Origin of the sequence: Paenibacillus sp. GD4 (genome assembly GCF_030846225.1) — a bacterium.
GTDB lineage: Bacteria > Bacillota > Bacilli > Paenibacillales > NBRC-103111 > Paenibacillus_G > Paenibacillus_G silviterrae.
The window spans coordinates 620,574-639,370 of sequence record NZ_JAVCYK010000001.1 but is presented as its reverse complement, the minus strand read 5'-3'; the positions used below and the strand labels follow the sequence as shown (position 1 = coordinate 639,370).

At 50.6% G+C, this 18,797-nt stretch carries 20 protein-coding genes and 1 other annotated feature; of the genes, 18 read left to right on the top strand and 2 right to left on the bottom strand.

Going from position 1 to position 18,797, the window contains the following annotated elements; translation table 11 throughout:
- Positions 1–7 precede the first annotated feature (7 nt).
- The 3 genes from ccsB to RAC89_RS02940 are packed head-to-tail and all read left to right on the top strand — an operon-like array spanning position 8 to position 3,833.
- On the top strand, positions 8–1,255 hold the full coding sequence (gene ccsB / locus RAC89_RS02950) for a c-type cytochrome biogenesis protein CcsB (RefSeq protein WP_306611632.1): 1,248 nt from the start codon (positions 8–10) through the stop codon (positions 1,253–1,255).
- 36 nt (positions 1,256–1,291) lie between these two features.
- Positions 1,292–2,008, top strand: a complete 717-nt coding sequence (locus RAC89_RS02945; RefSeq protein WP_284640305.1) for a response regulator transcription factor — start codon at positions 1,292–1,294, stop codon at positions 2,006–2,008.
- Between the two features lies 1 nt (position 2,009).
- On the top strand, positions 2,010–3,833 hold the full coding sequence (locus RAC89_RS02940; protein WP_306611630.1) for an ATP-binding protein: 1,824 nt from the start codon (positions 2,010–2,012) through the stop codon (positions 3,831–3,833).
- Positions 3,834–3,923: 90 nt separating this feature from the next.
- Here the strand turns inward: RAC89_RS02940 and serA are convergent, their stop codons facing one another.
- On the bottom strand, positions 3,924–5,507 hold the full coding sequence (gene serA, locus RAC89_RS02935) for a phosphoglycerate dehydrogenase (protein WP_306611628.1): 1,584 nt from the start codon (positions 5,505–5,507) through the stop codon (positions 3,924–3,926).
- 69 nt (positions 5,508–5,576) lie between these two features.
- Positions 5,577–5,811 (bottom strand) — a binding site (T-box leader).
- Between the two features lie 106 nt (positions 5,812–5,917).
- On the opposite strand from serA, the gene RAC89_RS02930 reads away from it, so the two are divergent.
- Entirely contained in the window at positions 5,918–6,244 is a 327-nt protein-coding gene (locus RAC89_RS02930) for a rhodanese-like domain-containing protein (protein ID WP_306611627.1), read from the top strand.
- 49 nt (positions 6,245–6,293) lie between these two features.
- On the opposite strand, the gene RAC89_RS02925 is transcribed toward RAC89_RS02930, so the two are convergent.
- Complete coding sequence (locus RAC89_RS02925) at positions 6,294–7,205, bottom strand: hypothetical protein (protein ID WP_306611626.1); 912 nt, start codon at positions 7,203–7,205, stop codon at positions 6,294–6,296.
- A gap of 91 nt (positions 7,206–7,296) precedes the next feature.
- Between RAC89_RS02925 and RAC89_RS02920 the strand changes: the two genes are divergently transcribed.
- From RAC89_RS02920 to rpsA, 14 genes are all read left to right on the top strand, one after another.
- Positions 7,297–7,890 carry a CPBP family intramembrane glutamic endopeptidase gene (locus RAC89_RS02920; RefSeq protein ID WP_306611625.1) on the top strand — a complete coding sequence of 198 codons (594 nt, stop codon included), beginning with the start codon at positions 7,297–7,299 and terminating at the stop codon, positions 7,888–7,890.
- Positions 7,891–8,136 (top strand): hypothetical protein, encoded by a 246-nt coding sequence (locus tag RAC89_RS02915; protein ID WP_306611624.1) that lies wholly within the window; start codon positions 7,891–7,893, stop codon positions 8,134–8,136.
- Positions 8,137–8,240: 104 nt separating this feature from the next.
- Positions 8,241–8,627, top strand: coding sequence for a hypothetical protein (locus tag RAC89_RS02910; protein WP_306611623.1), 387 nt, complete (start codon positions 8,241–8,243; stop codon positions 8,625–8,627).
- Between the two features lie 224 nt (positions 8,628–8,851).
- Positions 8,852–9,454, top strand: a complete 603-nt coding sequence (locus tag RAC89_RS02905) for a genetic competence negative regulator (protein WP_284640290.1) — start codon at positions 8,852–8,854, stop codon at positions 9,452–9,454.
- Between the two features lie 120 nt (positions 9,455–9,574).
- Positions 9,575–11,107, top strand: coding sequence for a DnaB-like helicase C-terminal domain-containing protein (locus tag RAC89_RS02900; protein WP_306611622.1), 1,533 nt, complete (start codon positions 9,575–9,577; stop codon positions 11,105–11,107).
- A gap of 48 nt (positions 11,108–11,155) precedes the next feature.
- On the top strand, positions 11,156–12,400 hold the full coding sequence (locus RAC89_RS02895; RefSeq protein WP_284640287.1) for a Glu/Leu/Phe/Val family dehydrogenase: 1,245 nt from the start codon (positions 11,156–11,158) through the stop codon (positions 12,398–12,400).
- Positions 12,401–12,632: 232 nt separating this feature from the next.
- A complete protein-coding gene (gene prsW, locus RAC89_RS02890; RefSeq protein WP_306611621.1) occupies positions 12,633–13,322 on the top strand; it encodes a glutamic-type intramembrane protease PrsW in 690 nt (229 codons plus the stop codon).
- Between the two features lie 54 nt (positions 13,323–13,376).
- A complete protein-coding gene (locus RAC89_RS02885) occupies positions 13,377–13,535 on the top strand; it encodes a hypothetical protein (protein ID WP_284640283.1) in 159 nt (52 codons plus the stop codon).
- A gap of 115 nt (positions 13,536–13,650) precedes the next feature.
- Positions 13,651–15,006, top strand: coding sequence for a germination protein YpeB (gene ypeB / locus RAC89_RS02880; protein WP_284640281.1), 1,356 nt, complete (start codon positions 13,651–13,653; stop codon positions 15,004–15,006).
- 133 nt (positions 15,007–15,139) lie between these two features.
- Positions 15,140–15,793, top strand: a complete 654-nt coding sequence (locus RAC89_RS02875; protein ID WP_306611619.1) for a flagellar brake protein — start codon at positions 15,140–15,142, stop codon at positions 15,791–15,793.
- A gap of 60 nt (positions 15,794–15,853) precedes the next feature.
- Positions 15,854–16,090, top strand: coding sequence for a hypothetical protein (locus RAC89_RS02870; protein WP_306611618.1), 237 nt, complete (start codon positions 15,854–15,856; stop codon positions 16,088–16,090).
- Between the two features lie 112 nt (positions 16,091–16,202).
- Positions 16,203–16,883 (top strand): (d)CMP kinase, encoded by a 681-nt coding sequence (cmk, locus tag RAC89_RS02865; protein ID WP_306611617.1) that lies wholly within the window; start codon positions 16,203–16,205, stop codon positions 16,881–16,883.
- Between the two features lies 1 nt (position 16,884).
- Positions 16,885–17,466: a lysophospholipid acyltransferase family protein gene (locus RAC89_RS02860; protein ID WP_284640273.1), complete on the top strand. Its 582-nt coding sequence runs from the start codon at positions 16,885–16,887 to the stop codon at positions 17,464–17,466.
- 86 nt (positions 17,467–17,552) lie between these two features.
- Positions 17,553–18,788, top strand: a complete 1,236-nt coding sequence (gene rpsA / locus RAC89_RS02855; RefSeq protein WP_306611616.1) for a 30S ribosomal protein S1 — start codon at positions 17,553–17,555, stop codon at positions 18,786–18,788.
- Positions 18,789–18,797 lie beyond the last annotated feature (9 nt).

Below are 18,797 nucleotides of genomic sequence, written 5' to 3'. Positions count from 1 at the left end.
ATAACGCGTGAACAGCAGTTCGTTTTTATTGATTTCCTTTTTTGTATATTGCTTCGCCTTTGTCGGCTTCGTCATTGCGATTGCCGGCAGAAAATTTGGGGTAGACGACCCCGAAGCCTATGCGAAGCGCTGGGGATGGATATCCTTCGGGCTCACCTCGGCAGGCTTTGCCGCTCATTTGGCCTTTTTCTTCCTTCGATGGGCGGAAGCGGGACACATTCCTACGAGCAACATGTTTGAGTTCATGACCTTCCTCGGCATGATGATTGTCCTGGCCTTTCTGATAGTATATTTATTATATCGAATCGTTGTACTGGGCGTATTTGCCGTTCCGGTGGCGGTTATTATTATCGCTTACGCTTCGGTTTTCCCTAAAGAAATTCAGCCGCTGATTCCTGCACTGCAGAGCTACTGGCTGAAAATTCACGTTACGACGGCAGCATTAGGGGAGGCATTCTTTGCCGTAGGTTTTGCCGCCGGCTTGATGTATTTGCTGCAAAGCGTGAATTTTGCGGGAACAAGCAAGGGCGACCGCCGTGAGCAGCGCGGCGTGGAGTTTACGATTTTCTCCCTGATTATGATTATTGCTTTCGTGGCCGCCATTTTCGGGTTTAACGCGTCGGGCTATAAGGCGGTGTTCTCCAACAACGTGGAGGCGGTTGATCAGAACAACAATCCAACGACGGTGAAGCAGAATGTCACTTACGTGCTTCCGCCGATCGTTAAGCCTCATGAAGGAGAGACGGTAGAAATGAAGCCGTTCCTCGGCATGACGGAGCCGCTCTTCGAATCGCCTAGCTGGATGAAGGGTGCCAATGCGGGCAGAAAGTTTAATACCGTCATATGGTCCGTTTTGTGCGGGGCGATATTGTATGCCATTCTTCGGTTGATTATCCGAAAGCCGCTCGGACAAGCGATTCAGCCTTACTTGAAGGGCATTGATCCGGAGGATGTGGATGAAATCAGCTATCGCGCGATTGCGATCGGGTATCCGATCTTTACGCTTGGCGCTTTGATTTTCGCGATGATCTGGGCTGCCGAGGCCTGGGGACGTTTTTGGGGCTGGGATCCCAAGGAAGTATGGGCTCTGATCGTTTGGCTGTTCTACGCCGCCTACTTGCATTTCAGGCTGTCCCGCGGCTGGCAGGGAAAGAAATCCGCCTGGCTGTCCGTGGTCGGCTTCCTGGTGGTGATGTTCACGCTCGTGGGCGTGAATCTGGTCATTGCAGGCTTGCACTCTTATTCCGGGGCTTAAACGCTGGGGATAACTACTAGAGAGGGTTGAGGACGAATGTCAGATACGAAAGCCACTATTTTGGTTGTTGATGATGAGGAGCGCATTCGCCGCTTGCTTCGTATGTATCTGGAGAAAGAGAACTACGTGATCGACGAGGCGGAGGACGGGGAAACCGCCCTTCGCAAAGCGGTCGAGACCGATTATGATTTGATCCTGCTGGATGTCATGCTGCCGGGGATCGACGGCAATGAGGTGTGCGCAAGACTTCGCCAGTTCAAGTCCACCCCGGTCATTATGCTTACCGCAAAGGGAGAGGAAACGAACCGTGTGCAGGGCTTCGAATCGGGTGCCGACGATTATGTCGTCAAGCCGTTTAGTCCCCGTGAGGTAATCTATCGAGTGAAGGCTATCCTGCGGCGCTCCTCGGTTACGGCTTATTTGTCCAAAGAAGTGAACTCCAGCAACAACATCGTGTTTCCGAATTTGGTCATTGAACATGACGCTCATCGCGTGACCGCTGGAGGGCAAGAGGTGGCGCTGACACCGAAGGAGTATGAGCTTCTTCATTATTTGGCGGTATCGCCGGATAAAGTGTTCTCTCGCGAAGAGCTTTTGAAGGATGTATGGAACTATGAGTTTTTCGGAGATCTGCGTACCGTGGATACGCATGTGAAACGTTTGCGCGAGAAGCTGAACAAGGTATCGCCGGAGGCGGCCTCCATGATCACCACCGTATGGGGCGTAGGCTATAAGCTCGAGGTGCCGAAATAACGTGTTTCTACTAAAAAGTGTTGTAGGTAAGCTTTGGCTGACAATCACCACGATGGTTATCGTCGTTTTGTTGATCCTCAGCCTTTTTTTATTCCAGTTCATCGAAACCTCCTTCCCAAAATCACAGGACCAGACGGAGAATCTTCAGCGCCTTGCGCTCAAGGTGGCGGGCGGAATAGCAATGCATATGGAGGATCAACGCTACATTCAAGTGGTGGGCGAGCTGCTGAGCGCCCAGGATGCTTCGATTATTCTTCTGAACTCGGCCTATCAGGAGGCTCCGGTTTCCGTCGAGGGAGTGCGGGAGGGGAACCTGCATTATCAGGATTTCTTCACAAAACAGGAGCTTCAGGAGGTTTTTAGCGGAGCTTCAGGCTCGGTATTTTCCATGGTCAAGGATGACTATATCGCTGTGGCTGTACCGCTTGTTTCTGAGGTCAATCAATCGATCACCGGCTCGGTGATTTTGTATCAGCTGACGCAGTCCTTTGAGGAAACGCAGTCGTATGTAAAAAAGCTATTCGTTGTCGTTGGAGTCATCGGCTTTTCCATGACCACCTTCTTTGCCTTCTTCCTGTCGTCGAAGATAACACAGCCCTTGCTGCAGCTGAAAAAGGCTGCCGATCTGATCTCCCACGGAGAGTATGGCACGCGGGTTCCCATCGGGTCCTCTGATGAAATCGGCGAGCTCGGCAAAACCTTCAACCACATGGGAGAGGAGCTGTCGGACACGATTAAGGCGTTAAGCCACGAAAAGGAGCATCTCTCCAGCATTCTGCGAAGCATGGCGGACGCTGTCATCACCTTTGATGCTGATGGACATGTCATCCTGATGAACCCTCAAGGGGAAAAAATTATTCATGATTGGAAGGAGCTTGGCTGGGGCGAGGATGCTTCGGAACGGACGGATGCGGATGAGCTGATGTTTGTGAAGGAATCGGTACCGGAGCCGATGAGGCAGCTGTTCGAGGCCGTAATCCAGCATGCCAAGGAGATGACCTCTAAGCTTCATGTGCAAAACGAGGTATGGTCCGTCGTGATGGCTCCGCTTTATTCTCAAGATGTCGTACGAGGAGTAGTCGCCGTTCTTCGTGACGTGACGGAGGAGCATCGCCTGGATAAGCTGCGCAAGGACTTTGTGGCTAACGTATCTCATGAACTGAGAACGCCGCTCTCTATGCTGCAGGGCTACAGTGAAGCATTGCTCGACGATATCGCCGCTTCGCCTGAGGAGCGCAATGAGCTGGCTCAGGTGATCTATGACGAGTCGCTCCGTATGGGCAGGCTGGTCAGGGATTTGCTTGACCTGGCTAGGATGGAGACGGGGAATATCGAGCTTCATTTCCGCGAGCTGGAGATAGTCCCCTTCCTGAAGCGAATACATCGCAAGTTTGCGGCGCTTTCCAAAGAACGGGGTATTTCCATGCAGCATGATCTGCCTGAAGGCGAGCTGATACTGGAGCAGGCGGACGAGGATCGCCTGGAGCAGGTGCTGACGAACTTGTTGGATAACGCGCTTCGCCATACGCCTTCCGGTGCCCAGATTCGCATTAGCGCTGAACGCACGAAGTGGAAGGTGGAGGACGCGGCATTGATTGAAATATCCGATCAAGGCCAAGGGATCCCGCCGGAGGATTTGCCGTTCATCTTCGAACGCTTCTACAAGGCGGATAAAGCTCGTACACGCGGCGCTTCGGGCGGGACAGGGTTAGGCCTTGCCATCGTCAAAAACATCGTAGAAGCGCATCATGGGGCCGTACAAGTGAAGAGCCATGTCGGACAAGGGACGACATTTTCTATCACCCTTCCGCTCCGACTGTCATAAAAGCAAAAGGAGAGCATCCGGGAATTCTCGGATGCTCTCTCTTTTTGTTGAAAAAACATGCTTTATCTTGTTGCTTGTGAAACAATCGAATTAGAGCGAAAGCTCACGAACGTGATCGATCTCAGGAAGCTGGGTCAGCTGATCGATTACCGGCTTCGGTGTTTGCTTGTCAGTCGTGAGCACCATGATCGCGGAGCCGCCGACGACCTTACGCCCAACCTGCATGGTGGCGATATTGACATCATTGCTTCCGAGCAGCGTACCTACCTTACCGATAATTCCCGGACGGTCGTTGTGGGAAATGAGCAGCAGGTTGCCGGCAGGTGCGATATCGACAGGATATTGATCGATTTGCACGATGCGCTCGCCGTAGCCTGCAAGCAGGGTGCCTGCCAGCGTGCGCTGCTCGTTCTTCGACTTCAGCGTAACGGAAACGAGGTTTGTGAACGTCTTCGATGCAGTAGACTGCTGGGTCACAATGTTCACACCGCGGGTTTTCGCCAAGTGCATGGCATTAACGAGATTGACGCCTTCGAGCTGATGATCAAGAACACCCTTTACGATATATCTTGTGAGCGGCGCCGTATCCACATCGCTAAGCTCGCCGGAGTAGCTGACGGTAATTTCATTCACCGCGCCTTCGATCTCTTGGCCGAGGAATTGTCCCATCTTCTCGCCGAGGTTGAAGTAAGGCTGCAGCTTGTTCAAAATGTTCGCAGGAACCGGAGGCATGTTGACCGCATTCTTGAACGGCTCGCTGCGCAGAATGTGAAGCACTTCTTCGGAAACGTCAATCGCCACGTTCTCTTGCGCTTCCACTGTCGAAGCCCCGAGATGAGGAGTTACCACAATCTTTGGATTATTCAAGAACGGATGGTCTGCTTGAGGCGGCTCCTGCTCGAATACGTCGAAAGCGGCTCCGGCTACAATACCGGAATCAATCGCTTCTACCAGGGCCATCTCATCGATAATGCCGCCGCGTGCACAGTTAATGATGCGGGCGCCTTTCTTCATGATCTCGAATTGCGGACGGGAGATCATATGGCGTGTTTCGTTCGTAAGCGGTGTGTGAACGGTAATGAAGTCAGCCTGGGCGCAAATTTCGTTCACGGTGGCCAGCTTGATGCCGATCTTCTCGGCGCGCTCTTCCGTCAGGAAAGGGTCATACCCCATAACCTCCATACCGAATACCTTGGCGCGCTTGGCAACTTCGCTTCCGATACGGCCCATTCCCATAATTCCAAGCACCTTATTACGCAGCTCGACGCCGACGAACGTTTTGCGGTCCCATTCGCCGCTAACGGTTTTCTTGTACGCCTGAGGAATGGAACGGGCGATGGACATCATCATCGCGAAGGTCAGCTCGCAGGTAGCGATGGTGTTGCCGTCAGGTGCGTTGATAACGACAATACCGCGCTTTGTAGCGGCTTCCAGGTCAATATTATCTACGCCTACACCCGCGCGTCCGACAACCTTCAGACGGGACGACGCGTTCATGATGCGCTCCGTCACTTTCGTCGCACTGCGAACGAGCAATGCGTCATAGCCGTCGATAATGGCAACGAGTTCGTCCTCGCTTAATCCGTTTTTCTTCTCTACCTCTACATCCGGTGCATCATACAGCAATTGAATCCCCATATCGCTGATGCCATCCATAACCAATACTTTAAACATGTTCTCTCCAACCTCCACTTTGTATTCTAAAAAAATAAAAACTCCCCAATCCCGATACGTCTAGCGTATACAAGGGACGAAGAGTTAACTCTCGTGGTACCACCCTAATTCACCGCATGCTCACACGTGCGGCCTCAGTCGGTCAAGCTGACCTGGAAGGGATAACGGGTTCCAACCGACTGCACCTACTAAGGTTCAATGCAGCAACTCGGGAGTGCTTAAGCATAAGGAATGCGACCGGTTCGCACCGTCCACCGGCTCTCTGACGTATTCGTTTCATGCTTTGCTCCGTCAAGGCTTTAAAGCGGGATGAAGATTTTTTACTAGCGTACCATGGGAATTTTAGCCTTGTCAATAGGTGTCGTTTTGATTATTCTTGTAAATAGTCGAAATCCACAGGGGGGATAAATATGGATCCGTTTTCAAGTATTGAGCCGGAGGAATTTTTACAGAAGCTGGAGAAAGAAGGGCTCAAGGACGCTCTGTTCATCGACGTGCGCGAGCCGATGGAATGGGATTACTATCATTTGGAAGAGGCTGTCCTCATGCCGATGAACACGATCCCTGCCAGACTGCCGGAGCTTCCCCAGGATCGGACGATTTATGTGGTTTGCGCGCATGGCGTTCGCAGCGCCAATGTTTGCTATTTTATGCGGCAGCGGGGCTACGAGCTCGTTACGAATGTAGAGGGCGGGATGGCTGCCTTAGCCCAGCTGAAAGGCTTCCAGTACGATTAATGCGCAAAGAAAAACCGTCCGGCTGCTGAAGCCGGACGGTTTTTCTTTGTTAGTTCGTAAAGAACGGAAGCTGCGGTAATGTCTCGTTGGCGTACCATTTGCTGCCGCCGCGCTGATAGTCGCCCGGGCGGACGGCGTCTGTCGCGAGCAGAACCTCCATTACTTGCTGTACGTTGGCAAGATTCATTTTGGCCGCTTGACCGGAGGCAATCATTTCGTCGATCCGGACGGTCAGGTCCTGAGGGGTAAACGCCCTGTAAGCTTTCGTTTGAACCATGAGCTGCGCGACATAGTCGTTTTTCATGTTCAGTCCGATGCCGCTCCATTCCTTGACGGTCAGAGCCTTGCTTACATCAATCGGATGAAAGCCGGAGCTCACGGTTTCGTTCCATTTGACGATAGCGTCGTAATATTCCTTCTCGGCCTTCAGAGCAAAGTTTTTAGCTTCACCGAGGTAGGCGTCCTGGTTCAAGAGGCTGACTAGTTCCTTGCCGGGCGTTGCGTTGGCCTTAGACTGGTATGTACGAAGTCCTTCCCCGAAGAGCTTCAGTCCCTTCATGTAGTTCGTATGGGCTTCCTTCAGCAGCGGAGAGGAATCGGGCATCGTTTTTTCCTGCAGCTTCGCATAGGTTTCTTCCGCCAGCTTGGCCAGATCCTTTACAATAAGCGACGCATCCGCCGAACGGTTCGTGTCGAGCTCCGCCATCTTCTCAAACCACTTTTTGTGAAATTCCCTGTACGGCTGATAAATGGTATGATAGAAGGATACCAAATACTGCTGATGGTAGGCCGTGTAGCCTTGCTTTGCCTCATTTTGCTTGGCGATGAATTCTTCATACTTGGCGGTAGCCCGGTTTTGCCCGACCTGAAGTCCGTAAAAGAAGGCTCCTAGGGCTACGACAAGCATAAAAATAAAGGTGACGGCAAACAAATAGTCTGACTTGGTCAGCCTTTTTTCCATACATCAAACCCCTTATCTTATAATCTTGTTACATATGACCTATAACTCTTATATGTAGTATAGGTGATAATGTCGAAAAAAGGAACAAACCATGAAAAAATTTAACTTTGATCGTTTTAGGCTCCGAAAAGTCCGATTGGACGAACTGAATGACCGCGTTCTTTTACTCAATCTTTACCTTACTCAAGCGGCAGTTCTGATATTGGGGTTGTTGATCCTCTGGTTCCAAAATCCTTCGCTGCAGATGATGTTTTCCTTGATGAATCCGGGTAGAATCGCGCTTTGGGGCATTCTATTTGCACTGGGCGTCATCCTTGTCGATTTGCTCGTCAGCCGCTGGGTCCCCCCGGAAGTAACGGATGACGGCGGCATCAATGAAATGCTGTTCAAAGAGCGCCCGCTTTGGCACATTATAGTCATATCTTTTGTTGTGTCCGTTTGTGAAGAGCTTCTTTTTCGCGGAGCGATACAAGCGGCCTGGGGACCTTATTGGACAAGCATTCTGTTCGCGGCGATCCACGTTCGTTATTTGCAGCACTGGCTCATGACGGGAATGGTGTTCGGGATCAGCTACGGACTTGGCTGGATATATATACAGACCGGCTCGCTTTGGACTCCCATCCTGGCACACTTTGTCATTGATCTGGTGATGGGCTGCATTCTTAGATACAGGAGAGAGGAATAAATGCGTTCAAGAACGACTTCAAGGGAAACCGGCATCGGAGTAGGCAAAGAAGAAAGGGATTTGCTGCTCGGAGGGAAAGGGCAAGAGGACGACCACTTCCTTCCGCCGCGCAAAACGGTACATCCGACGGAAAGAGAACGATGGATTCGCATCTTTTATCGGACGCTGCTGTGGCTGTTTATTCTGCTCGTTTGCGGCATGCTGTTCTGGGGCTGGCAGCTCGTTCGGTCATCATCCGGTTCATAAACCGGTTCCCAGCTCCTTCAGTTTCCTTTATTTATGATGCATGTTTACGGAAGGTGCAGTGGAAAATAAGGGGGAACACATTTCAAAACAACGGAGGGATGGGCATGAGACTTGGAGCTTTCTTCCTAGGCGGAATAGTGGGCGCCGCGGCGACCATCTATCTGAGCAACAAAAATAAAAACATGATGATGTCCGCATTCAGCAGCAAGAACGATTCCTTCAGCGACCTTGTAGACCAGACGGTAGACAAAGCGAAGAAAACGTTCATTGAATTTATTCCTGAGAACAAATCGACTTCCGCATCGGCTTCCGGTACGAACAGCAAGTCGGCTTCCGCATCCAAAAGCAATATGAAAGCGGGTAAGTCCGACGAAGCCGGCTTGGACCGGGTAGAGGATATTGTTGCTAAGGAGCCGAAGCTGAAATCGCAGGTGGACGAAATTTTGAGCAAGAACGGCGAGAAGCCGACCTCCTCATACCAGCTTCAATAACATCTGCATTTCATGAAGGCACATTCGCTCTTTTGGGCGGTTGTGTCTTTTTGTTTTTTCCGGGTAAAACCCGTTCTTTTCTGATTAATATGTGATATAATAGTCATATAATTGAATACAAGCTGTTTCATTGGTTATTTTGCTTTGGTCTTTAACAGACATAGCTCACCTTTTTGACTCAACTTCATAAGCTGTTATTACAGTCGGTAAGGGAGGAATCCAGTATGAAAATGGAGCGTTTAAGTCAAGACAAGATACGGATTTTCCTCACATTCGATGACTTAACGGAACGAGGCATTCAAAAGGATGATATGTGGAGAGAAATTCCCAAGGTTCATGAACTGTTCAGTGAGATGATGGACCAAGCCTATACGGAGCTTGGCTTTGACGCAAGCGGACCCCTTGCCGTGGAAGTATTGGCTATGCCGGCTCAAGGAATGGTTGTCATCGTTACACGCGGGAATATGAACTTCTCTCATGCCGAGGATGCCTTGGAGGATGAGATGGAGGATGTTTACGAGCTCGAAGTCACGATGGATGAAACCGACGAGATCACGTATGCGTTCCATGATTTTGAAGATTTGCTTCGCATGGCCAAGGTGGTCAATCCGTTGTTGATCGATGGGGGAACGCTGTTCTCTTATAAGAACAAATGGATTTTGCATCTGGATGCAGTCGAGATGGATGAGAATCGTCTTCAAAGCGTAGTAGCGATCCTGTCGGAGTTTGGTGAAGCGACCTCCGTTACGCATGCCGTTCTTGAGGAATACGGGAAAACCGTCATCGCATCCGACGCAGTGAAGGTACTGTGCGCAAGCTTCAAATAAACGTTTAGAACAAGCTGCGATAAGGGTAATAAGCATTCTCAAAAACATTTGTTTTTGCGGATGCTTTTTTTATCGCCATGAAGTTGGACGTTCTGGGAGATGTATTGGGGGGAATAGCGGATGTCGGCAATGAATATGGGGGCTGCGAAGTCTTCGCTTGATTTAGAGGAAATGGTTGCTTATTACCAGAAACAGCTTCGCGACGAAGCGTTTTTTTATTTGCAAAAAAGGGGCATTGAGCAAGAAACGATCGAAAATTACCGGATCGGCTTTGATCCAGGCAAAATTGGATTTATCGTATATCCGAATAAGCTGGGAGACTTTTTTGAGAATCGCGTCATCATACCTGTTACCAATGCCGAAGGAGTAACGGTGGATATGGTCGGCCGATCCGTCGATCACCGGGAGCCGAAATACAAAGCGCTGCTCGGCATGGAGGACATCATGTTCAATGAAGAGATCCTTGAGGAAACGGAGGATGTCATCTTATGCAACGGGGTTTTCGATGTCTTAAGCTTAAGCCAATCCAGGCTTCCTGCGGTTTGCGTGCCTTACTGGCTTACCTTCAAGGAATGGCATGCCCACCGGCTCAAGGACAAGCGCGTATTTATCTGTTTGGGGAATGATGAATTAGGCAGGCGGGAAAGTGTAAGAATACAAACGATGCTGCAGGAATCGGCAAAGGAAACTTACATTGTCAATCTTCCGGAAAGCATTCGCGATGTAAACGACTTTTTCGTTCGTGTCCAAAATCCGCTGGATACCTTCATGCAGATGTTGAATCAGACGATGGAGGAAACGTTTCTGGTTCCCATCGCTCCCGATGTGAAGAATATTACGGTGTATACTGAAGAATATATGAAGCGTTACCGTGGTCAGGTGTCGGGTATTCCAAGCGGATTCAAGAGCTTGGATGCGACGTTGTACGGCGGCTTTCGCACGGGTTTGTATTTCATCGTCGGCGGGGCTTCCACCGGTAAAAGCATGCTGATGAAGCAAATCGCTGATCACATGGCCGGCGAACAGACACCTGTTGTCTATGTATCATGGGATATGACAGGCTTCGAGCTGTGGGCTCGCAGCATTGCCCGCCTAGCCGGCATCGAGCCGCAGAAAGTTCTTAGCGGCAAAGTGGAGCCGGATGCGATTAATGAAGCGAATAAAACCTATGTTCACATCAGCAAAATGCTTTGGACATTGGAATGCTCTCTGGATACGACCTTAGATAAAGTGTTCGCCTCCATCGAACAAATTGCCGTGCTTGTAGGTAAGACGCCCGTTGTGTTTATCGATCATTTGCAGCGCATTCCCGCGGCGGAGCTGCTTGGAACAACGCGGAGCTGGCAGGAGAGGCAAACGCTGCTCGCTTATACGCTCAAGCAATGGTCCCGCGAGAATGGAGCGTCGGTTATCGCCGCCATTCCGGCGGAGCTCGGAGAGGAACGTTTGCCGGATGGAGTGGAAGCCTCAGCTGACGTTATCATGCACTTGAGGGCGCTGGAGGCAACGAAGCAAGAAACGGAGCCGAATGCAGCCTTGGATTTAGTGAAACATCGCAATGGAACGCTGGCATGCATTCCGTTACGATTTTACGATGAAAAAGCACTGTTTGCAGAGCTGAAGTCGGAGACGGAAATAACCGGAGAGCAGTAAGCAAAAGCTAGTAGAAGACCAACCCCTCCCAGCAAAGGATGTGCTCTGATGACGGAAAATCTAAATGTCCTGCACTCAACACAGTTGATCATTGAACAGGCGTTGACCAAGCTCGGCTATACCCAGGCGATGATAGATTTGCTGAAGGAGCCGATGCGCGTATTAACGGTCCGGATCCCTATCCGTATGGATGATGATACCGTTCGCGTTTTTACCGGCTACCGGGCCCAGCATAACGATGCGGTGGGGCCGACCAAGGGAGGCGTCCGGTTTCACCCGGATGTAAACGAGGACGAGGTCAAAGCGCTATCGATTTGGATGAGCTTGAAATGCGGCATTGTGGATCTTCCCTACGGAGGCGGGAAGGGCGGTATTATATGCGACCCTAGGCAGATGTCCTTCCGCGAGCTGGAGCGCCTAAGTCGCGGCTATGTACGGGCGATCAGCCAAATTGTCGGACCATCGAAGGATATCCCCGCGCCGGATGTCATGACCAACTCGCAGATCATGGCTTGGATGATGGATGAATACAGCCGCATCCGCGAGTTTGACGCACCGGGCTTCATTACAGGAAAGCCGATTGTGCTTGGGGGCTCTCATGGCCGCGAAACGGCTACAGCCAAAGGAGTTACCATCATGATCGATCAGGCCCTAAAGAAAAAGGGGATTCCGCTGAAGGATGCGCGGGTTGTTATCCAAGGCTTCGGCAACGCAGGCAGCTATCTGGCGAAATTCATGCAGGATGCGGGAGCGAAGGTTTGCGGGATTTCTGATGTCTATGGCGCGCTGTACGATCCGAACGGACTGGATATTGAATATTTGCTGGATCGCCGGGATTCCTTCGGGACGGTGACGAAGTTGTTCAAGAATACGATTACCAATCAAGAGCTGCTGGAGCAGGAATGCGACATTCTGGTACCGGCCGCTATTGAGAATCAGATTACGTCGGAGAATGCCGACCGAATCAAGGCTCCTATTATCGTCGAAGCCGCTAACGGTCCGACAACCCTCGAGGCAACCCGAATGCTGACGGAACGGGGTATTCTGCTTGTTCCCGACGTATTGGCCAGCGCCGGGGGGGTAGTGGTCTCTTACTTTGAATGGGTGCAAAATAACCAAGGGTATTACTGGACGGAAGCGGAAGTGCATACCAGGCTGCAAGAAATGATGGAAAAAGGGTTCGAGAATGTTTATAATGTTCACATGACAAGAAATGTCGACATGCGCTTGGCCGCCTATATGGTCGGTGTCCGCAAGATGGCGGAGGCCGCCCGATTTAGGGGTTGGGTCTAAATATATAACGGCTAGGTTTATGCTTTCGTGCTTTTCATTATGGATAGGCGAGTGGAATACAGTATTGTGCCGTAGAGTTTACGTGCCGCCTTTGAAATGGAGTTCTTACCGACAGGTAAGTTAAGTTGAACTCCATTTCAAGAGCGGCCGAAGGCACAATAGCTGTATGTAACGAACCTATATCGACAAATGAATTGCTCGCAATGAATAAACCCGGATAGGAGGGGGACAGATGAGCGTACTATCATTACTCACGGCCGCGGTAGCGCCCGGAATCGCTCTGCTGTCTTATTTCTATTTAAAGGACCGCTACGATACCGAGCCGATTGCCTTGGTCGCCAAGATGTTCGTCCTCGGGATGCTGCTTGTGTTTCCCGTGATGGTGCTTCAGCATACGTTCTTTGAAGTGCTGGGAAGCCATCCGTTTTTCTATTCCTTTGTACTTTCATCCGGCTTTGAGGAATTTTTTAAATGGCTTCTGTTGTACTTGCTGATTTATAAGCATGCATCCTTCGATGAGCCATACGACGGAATCGTTTATGCCGTTACCGTATCGCTCGGCTTTGCTACGGTGGAGAACGTGTTTTATGCGTTCATGGAGCAAACCACTTTCTCTTCCTTACTGATGAGAGCACTGCTTCCGGTTTCGGGACACGCGATGTTTGGCGTCATCATGGGATACCATTTGGGCAAAGCGAAGTTCACGAATCAGACAGGCAAATACTTGCTTTTATCCTTCTTCATTCCGGTCTTTTGGCACGGGGTATTCGATTTTATTTTGCTCTCCGTACAAACGTATTGGGCTTTGTTTATGCTCCCATTGATGGCTTTCCTTTGGTTTAGAAGCCTCTGGAAGGTAAATCGCGCGAATTCAAGATCGCCGCTTCGTATGGTAACCCGGGAAGATCAGGTTAAAATCTGACATCGCTGTCTATAATGAAGGATAAGGACAGTAACATGTTGGAGGGAAACGGTGATGATCAGCAATCGGGTGAAGGTTACCATTCGCTGCAGAGCTTGCGGCGAGCGTTTCATCCTGAAGGGGAAGCGGGAGAAGGGGAAAATCGATACGGGGTTTAAGCAATGCATCTGTAATAATGACAAGGATTTTGATTGGGAGACCAATGAAATGTAAGACATAAAATCAAGCCGGCCCAAGTGGCCGGCTTTTTTTGTAGAATGGTATAAAGAATTCCCCCTCATGCGTAAACTAAGCCCAAGTTTTGCTGATGAAGGGAGATTTCACGAACATGTACAAAAGGCTAAGCATCGTCATGTTTCCATTCCTGCTGGTCGCGCTCATCGGCACAGGAATCTGGGGATATCTGGAGCACCAGGAGAAGAACTCCGTACTGATCAAGGCGGAAAATCAGTACCAGCGTGCCTTCCATGACTTGTCCTTCCATATGGACAAGCTGCATACAGAGCTAGGGAACACACTGGCTGTTAACTCCACCACGCACGACGCTTACAAGAAAGGTCTGATCAACGTCTGGCGGATCACAAGTCAAGCTCAAGGCGAGATTACGCAGCTGCCGTTGACCCTGATGCCTTTCAACAAGACGCAGGAATTTTTGGCGAACATAGCAACCTTCTCGTACCGCGCGGCCGTAAGGGACTTGTCCAAGCAGCCTTTGGATGACCAGGAAATGAAAAACCTCCATTCGCTCTACGAGTACTCCGGTCAATTATCCGAAGAGCTTCGGGGGCTGCAATCCAAGGTGCTGCAAAGCAATCTGCGCTGGATGGACGTAGAGCTTGCCCTGGCTACCCAGAAGGAGCCCTACGATAATGCGATTATCGACGGCTTCCAAACGGTAGAGAAGAACGTTCAGGAATACCGGGAGCTTCAATGGAGCCCCGCCATTCTTAGCATGTATCGTAAACACGATGTGAACACGCTAAGCGGTTCTGAAATGACGGCGGAAGAGGTTCGGCAGAAGGCCGCTCAATTTCTTGGCGTTACCGATACGTCGGGCATGAATGTGATTGAGAACGGTGGAGGGACGGAATATCAATCCTTCTCAGTTTCAACGGCTAAGGATAACACCCATGACGGTATTCATATGGATTTTGCCAAAAAGGGAGGACAGCTTCTATGGTTCTCCGCTTCGCGAGATGTTCCGAGCAAGACGGTTGACGTGCGCAGAGCTAGAGATATTGCAGCGCAATTCCTGGACTCGCACGGCTATAAGGACATGACTCCGGTCAGCTACGATGAATATTCGAATGTAGCTAACATTACTTTCGCGACGCGTAAAAACGATGTGATTAACTATCTGGAAAAGGTAGCCGTGAAGGTAGCGCTGGACAACGGCGAGGTTACCGGCCTGCAAGCAACGGATTACGTGTTTGAAAATAAGGATCGGCAGCTGAAGACACCGAAGCTGTCGGCCGAAGAAGCAAAGAAAACGTTGAATCCGAGCTTCCAAGTGGAAAGCGTGAGCCAGGCGTTGATCCGTAATGACATTGATGAAGAGGTTCACTGCTATCAGTTTATCGGACGCGTGAACGGAAGCAGCTACCGGGTTTACGTCAATGCGGAAACGGGAGCAGAGGAGAAAATCGACCAATTGCCGGAAGCCCAGAAACAGGTATCCGGCTGATACGAGAAGAGGGCCTGATGAAGGCTCTCTTCTTTTCTTTGCCGAATAAAAGGGTGCATATTTATGCTTCCCATATCGACACGACGTGCTATAATGAAGCATAAGTCTTTTGAACTAATTGGAGGTGCCGGATTTGCTTCCCAAAGTGAATCAAATTCTATACATACAAGTCAATTCCATTGACGAAGAAGAGGCAAAGGAAGTATACAAATCCCGGATTGCCGATGTGTCCGACACATATATTAGCATGGAAGTGCCGCTCAGCGAGAAAACAGGTAAGCTGAAACGGCTGTACCAAGGCGATGAAATGTCGATTTATTTCATTACGGACGGAGGCGTAAAGAACTATTTCACTTCCTCTGTTATGGGATTTTCGGATGATGTCGTCCGTCTCGTTCATATCAAGAAGCCTGAGCCCGATGCCATTACGAAGGTACAGCGGAGAAACTTTCTCCGGGTGCCGGCGGAGCTGGAGATAGCAGTCAAATATTCGGAGCAGCTCCAGTTGGTCTCCCTTACGGACGATGTTGGGGGCGGTGGAATTTCATTCCTTAGTGAAGGGCACATTCCGCTTGCTTCGGGCATGTTCGTAGCCTGCTGGTTGCTCATTCCGTTTAAGAACGGACAGATTGAGCACGTCCCGTTCAAGAGTGAAATTGTTCGTATCAAGCAGCTGGAAAGCGGTAAAAACCAGGTGATGATGCGCTTTACCGACATTACGGACCGGGACCGCCAGAAGATTATCCGGTACTGCTTTGAACGTCAGCTTGATTTCCGCAAAAGATAATGCATAGTATTCGTCCAACGAGGACACACTACCTTCCAAAATTAGGAATGGGTGTTTTCCATGGAGGACCATAAGGCTGGAGAAGAAGGTAAAAGCGGGTACGAGGATCTGTTCATACGGTTCTCCGCGCGAGTGGAGAAGGTATTGATCATCCTTGTGTCCGCACTTTTGTGTGCGCTCATGCTCTCCCAGCTGCTGCTGCAGCATCCGCAAATCCGGTATGTTATGGTAAAGGTGGAGCAGCTGGAGGGCAAGCTTTACAGCGAGTCGAAGGCACTCGGATCGGACGGGAAATAGGACCGACGCAGGTTTTGCATTCCTTCCTGCGCTTATGGTATAATTTTCAACGTTCGAGGCTGTAGGACACTTAGGTGCCGACCCGCTTGATCATCGTGTAGGAGGCCACATCTTGGAAAAATTTAACATCGCAATCGACGGCCCTGCAGGCGCCGGGAAGAGCACGATCGCCCGTCTCGTTGCCGAAGCACTTGGTTTTGTCTATGTGGACACAGGAGCTATGTACAGGGCAGTGACATGGAAAATCATTGAGGAGGGCCTGGCTCCGGATCAAACGGCGGAGATGATTGCCGCGGCACGGCGGATGGACATACGGCTTGCACCGGGAGACCGCGGCCAACTGGTCTATGTGAACGGCGAGGAGGTAACCGGACAAATTCGTTCGGCTGAAGTAACAGGCAATGTGTCCCGCATCGCTTCGATCGGGGAGATTCGAGAAATTCTTACCGCGAAGCAGAAGGACATGGCCAAGCATAAGGGTGTTGTTATGGACGGCCGTGATATCGGAAGCCATGTGCTCCCAAATGCGGAAGTGAAGGTGTTTTTGACGGCAAGTGTGAGGATTCGTGCGGAACGACGCTTTCTGGAGATTCGCGATAGTCAGCCTGGCGCCTCGATCGAGAAGCTGGAGAAGGAAATCGCGGAAAGAGACCGAATGGATGAACAGCGTGAGGTGTCGCCACTCGTCAAAGCCGTCGACGCCGTACTGATTGATACTTCGGACTTGTCCATTCCGGAAGTGGTGGAGCGCATCCTTTCCTTATGCCGCAGTCGCGTCGGTGGAGGGAAGTAGCATGCTTTATCGTTTTTTACGGCAATTATTTCGCATCATGTTCGGCACGTTATACCGATTACAAGTAAGCGGCTTAGAGAACATTCCAAGGCAAGGCGGAGTGGTGCTCTGCGCCAACCATACAAGCAATTTCGATCCGCCGCTATTGGGAAGCCCGCTTACCCGAGAAGTACACTACATGGCCAAAGCAGAGCTGTTTGACGTTCCCGTGCTGGGCTGGGTGCTGCCTCGAATCCGTGCGTTTCCTGTCAAGCGCGGAGGTGTCAGCAAGGAATCGATAAGGCTGTCCCTTCAGCTTCTGAAGGATGGCAACATCCTCGGCATCTTCCCGGAAGGCTCCCGAAGCAACGAAGGGGGAATGGGGAAGAAGGGCGCGGCGATGTTCGCGCTGAAATCCGGTGCGACAGTCATTCCTGCCGCGATTGTCGGAGGGTATAAGCTGTTCCGGCCGATGAAGGTCATTTACGGTCCTCCCGTGGATTTAAGCGAGTTTGCAGAAGGCGGAAGCGACAGCTTGGAGCAGGCCACAGACAAAATTATGACGGCCATTCGATCCATGGTAAAAGAACACGAATCGAAATGAGCAAATGTGGCATACTTAAAAAAACAATGTAGATCTACCACTTTTTAATACATTATGTTGTCAGGTTGCTAAGGAGGGTATTAACCATGTCTGAAGAAAACAAAAACGTTCAAACCGCTGAAGCGGAAATGTCCCAAGAGGAATCTATGGCGAATGTCAACATCCTCAAGAAAGGCGATATCGTTACCGGTAAGGTGATCAAGGTAGACGCGGATCAAGCGTATGTTGACGTCAACTACAAATATGACGGCGTTGTTCCTGTTCGTGAGCTTTCGAACGTATCCATTGACAATGCGGCAGAAAGCGTTGAAGTGGGTCAAGAGGTTCAATTAAAGGTGCTTCAAATCGATGATCGTAACGAGAAGCTTGTTCTGTCCAAGCGCGCGATCGATTCCGAGAAGTCTTGGGATAAGCTTGCAGCCGATATGGAAAACAAGACGATCCTGGAAGCGAAGGTTGCTGAGGTAGTGAAGGGCGGTCTCGTCGTTGACGTCGGACTGCGCGGCTTCGTTCCTGCCTCCATGGTTGAGCGCACTTTCGTGGAAGATTTCAGCGATTATAAGGGCCGTACTTTGCGTCTGCGCGTTAAGGAAATGGATCGCGAGAAGAACAAGGTCATTCTTTCCCAGAAGGAGGTTCTGGATGAAGAGTTCAATGCTCAGAAGAAAGATGTGCTCTCCAAAATTTCCGTAGGTCAGGAGCTGGACGGAACGGTACAACGCTTGACGCAGTTCGGTGCTTTTGTCGATATCGGCGGCGTAGACGGTCTTGTACATATTTCCGAAATGGCTTGGCACCATGTGGAAACACCGGGCGAAGTTGTGAAGGAAGGCGACAAGGTAAGAGTGCAAGTGCTTAAAGTAGATCCGGAGAACGAGCGGATCAGCCTGAGCATCCGTGCCACTCAGCCAGGTCCTTGGCAGCAGGTGGCAAGCTCGATCAACATCGGCGACATCGTAACAGGAACCGTGAAGCGCCTTGTTCAGTTCGGTGCTTTCGTTGAGGTTGCTCCTGGCGTCGAAGGTCTCGTGCACATTTCCCAGATCGCTCACCGTCATGTAGGTACTCCTCATGAGGTGTTGAAGGAAGGCCAAGAGGTAAAGGTGAAGGTGCTCGATATGAATGCCGACGAGAAGCGTATTTCTCTCAGCATCAAGGAAACCGAAGAGGCACCTGCCCGCGAGCCAAGACAAGAGCGCGAACGCGGAGAGCGTCCTGAGCGCGCGCCTCGCAAGGAAACGGTTCACATCGAAGAGCCGCAAGGGTTGAACCTGACGCTCGGCGAGCGTTTTGGAGATAAGCTGAGTCAGTTTAAGAAGTAATGAACACAG

Excerpts from the sequence above, each read along its gene's own strand:
- RAC89_RS02920 (WP_306611625.1), top strand. The coding sequence starts at position 7,297 with ATGAAAAAATTTAACTTTGATCGTTTTAGGCTCCGAAAAGTCCGATTG.
- RAC89_RS02860 (WP_284640273.1), top strand. The coding sequence starts at position 16,885 with ATGCTTTATCGTTTTTTACGGCAATTATTTCGCATCATGTTCGGCACG.
- RAC89_RS02870 (WP_306611618.1), top strand. The coding sequence starts at position 15,854 with ATGGAGGACCATAAGGCTGGAGAAGAAGGTAAAAGCGGGTACGAGGAT.
- ypeB (WP_284640281.1), top strand. The coding sequence starts at position 13,651 with ATGTACAAAAGGCTAAGCATCGTCATGTTTCCATTCCTGCTGGTCGCG.
- RAC89_RS02910 (WP_306611623.1), top strand. The coding sequence starts at position 8,241 with ATGAGACTTGGAGCTTTCTTCCTAGGCGGAATAGTGGGCGCCGCGGCG.
- serA (WP_306611628.1), bottom strand. The coding sequence starts at position 5,507 with ATGTTTAAAGTATTGGTTATGGATGGCATCAGCGATATGGGGATTCAA.
- RAC89_RS02945 (WP_284640305.1), top strand. The coding sequence starts at position 1,292 with ATGTCAGATACGAAAGCCACTATTTTGGTTGTTGATGATGAGGAGCGC.
- RAC89_RS02905 (WP_284640290.1), top strand. The coding sequence starts at position 8,852 with ATGAAAATGGAGCGTTTAAGTCAAGACAAGATACGGATTTTCCTCACA.
- RAC89_RS02885 (WP_284640283.1), top strand. The coding sequence starts at position 13,377 with ATGATCAGCAATCGGGTGAAGGTTACCATTCGCTGCAGAGCTTGCGGC.
- RAC89_RS02895 (WP_284640287.1), top strand. The coding sequence starts at position 11,156 with ATGACGGAAAATCTAAATGTCCTGCACTCAACACAGTTGATCATTGAA.
- prsW (WP_306611621.1), top strand. The coding sequence starts at position 12,633 with ATGAGCGTACTATCATTACTCACGGCCGCGGTAGCGCCCGGAATCGCT.
- rpsA (WP_306611616.1), top strand. The coding sequence starts at position 17,553 with ATGTCTGAAGAAAACAAAAACGTTCAAACCGCTGAAGCGGAAATGTCC.
- RAC89_RS02915 (WP_306611624.1), top strand. The coding sequence starts at position 7,891 with ATGCGTTCAAGAACGACTTCAAGGGAAACCGGCATCGGAGTAGGCAAA.
- RAC89_RS02925 (WP_306611626.1), bottom strand. The coding sequence starts at position 7,205 with ATGGAAAAAAGGCTGACCAAGTCAGACTATTTGTTTGCCGTCACCTTT.
- RAC89_RS02930 (WP_306611627.1), top strand. The coding sequence starts at position 5,918 with ATGGATCCGTTTTCAAGTATTGAGCCGGAGGAATTTTTACAGAAGCTG.
- RAC89_RS02900 (WP_306611622.1), top strand. The coding sequence starts at position 9,575 with ATGTCGGCAATGAATATGGGGGCTGCGAAGTCTTCGCTTGATTTAGAG.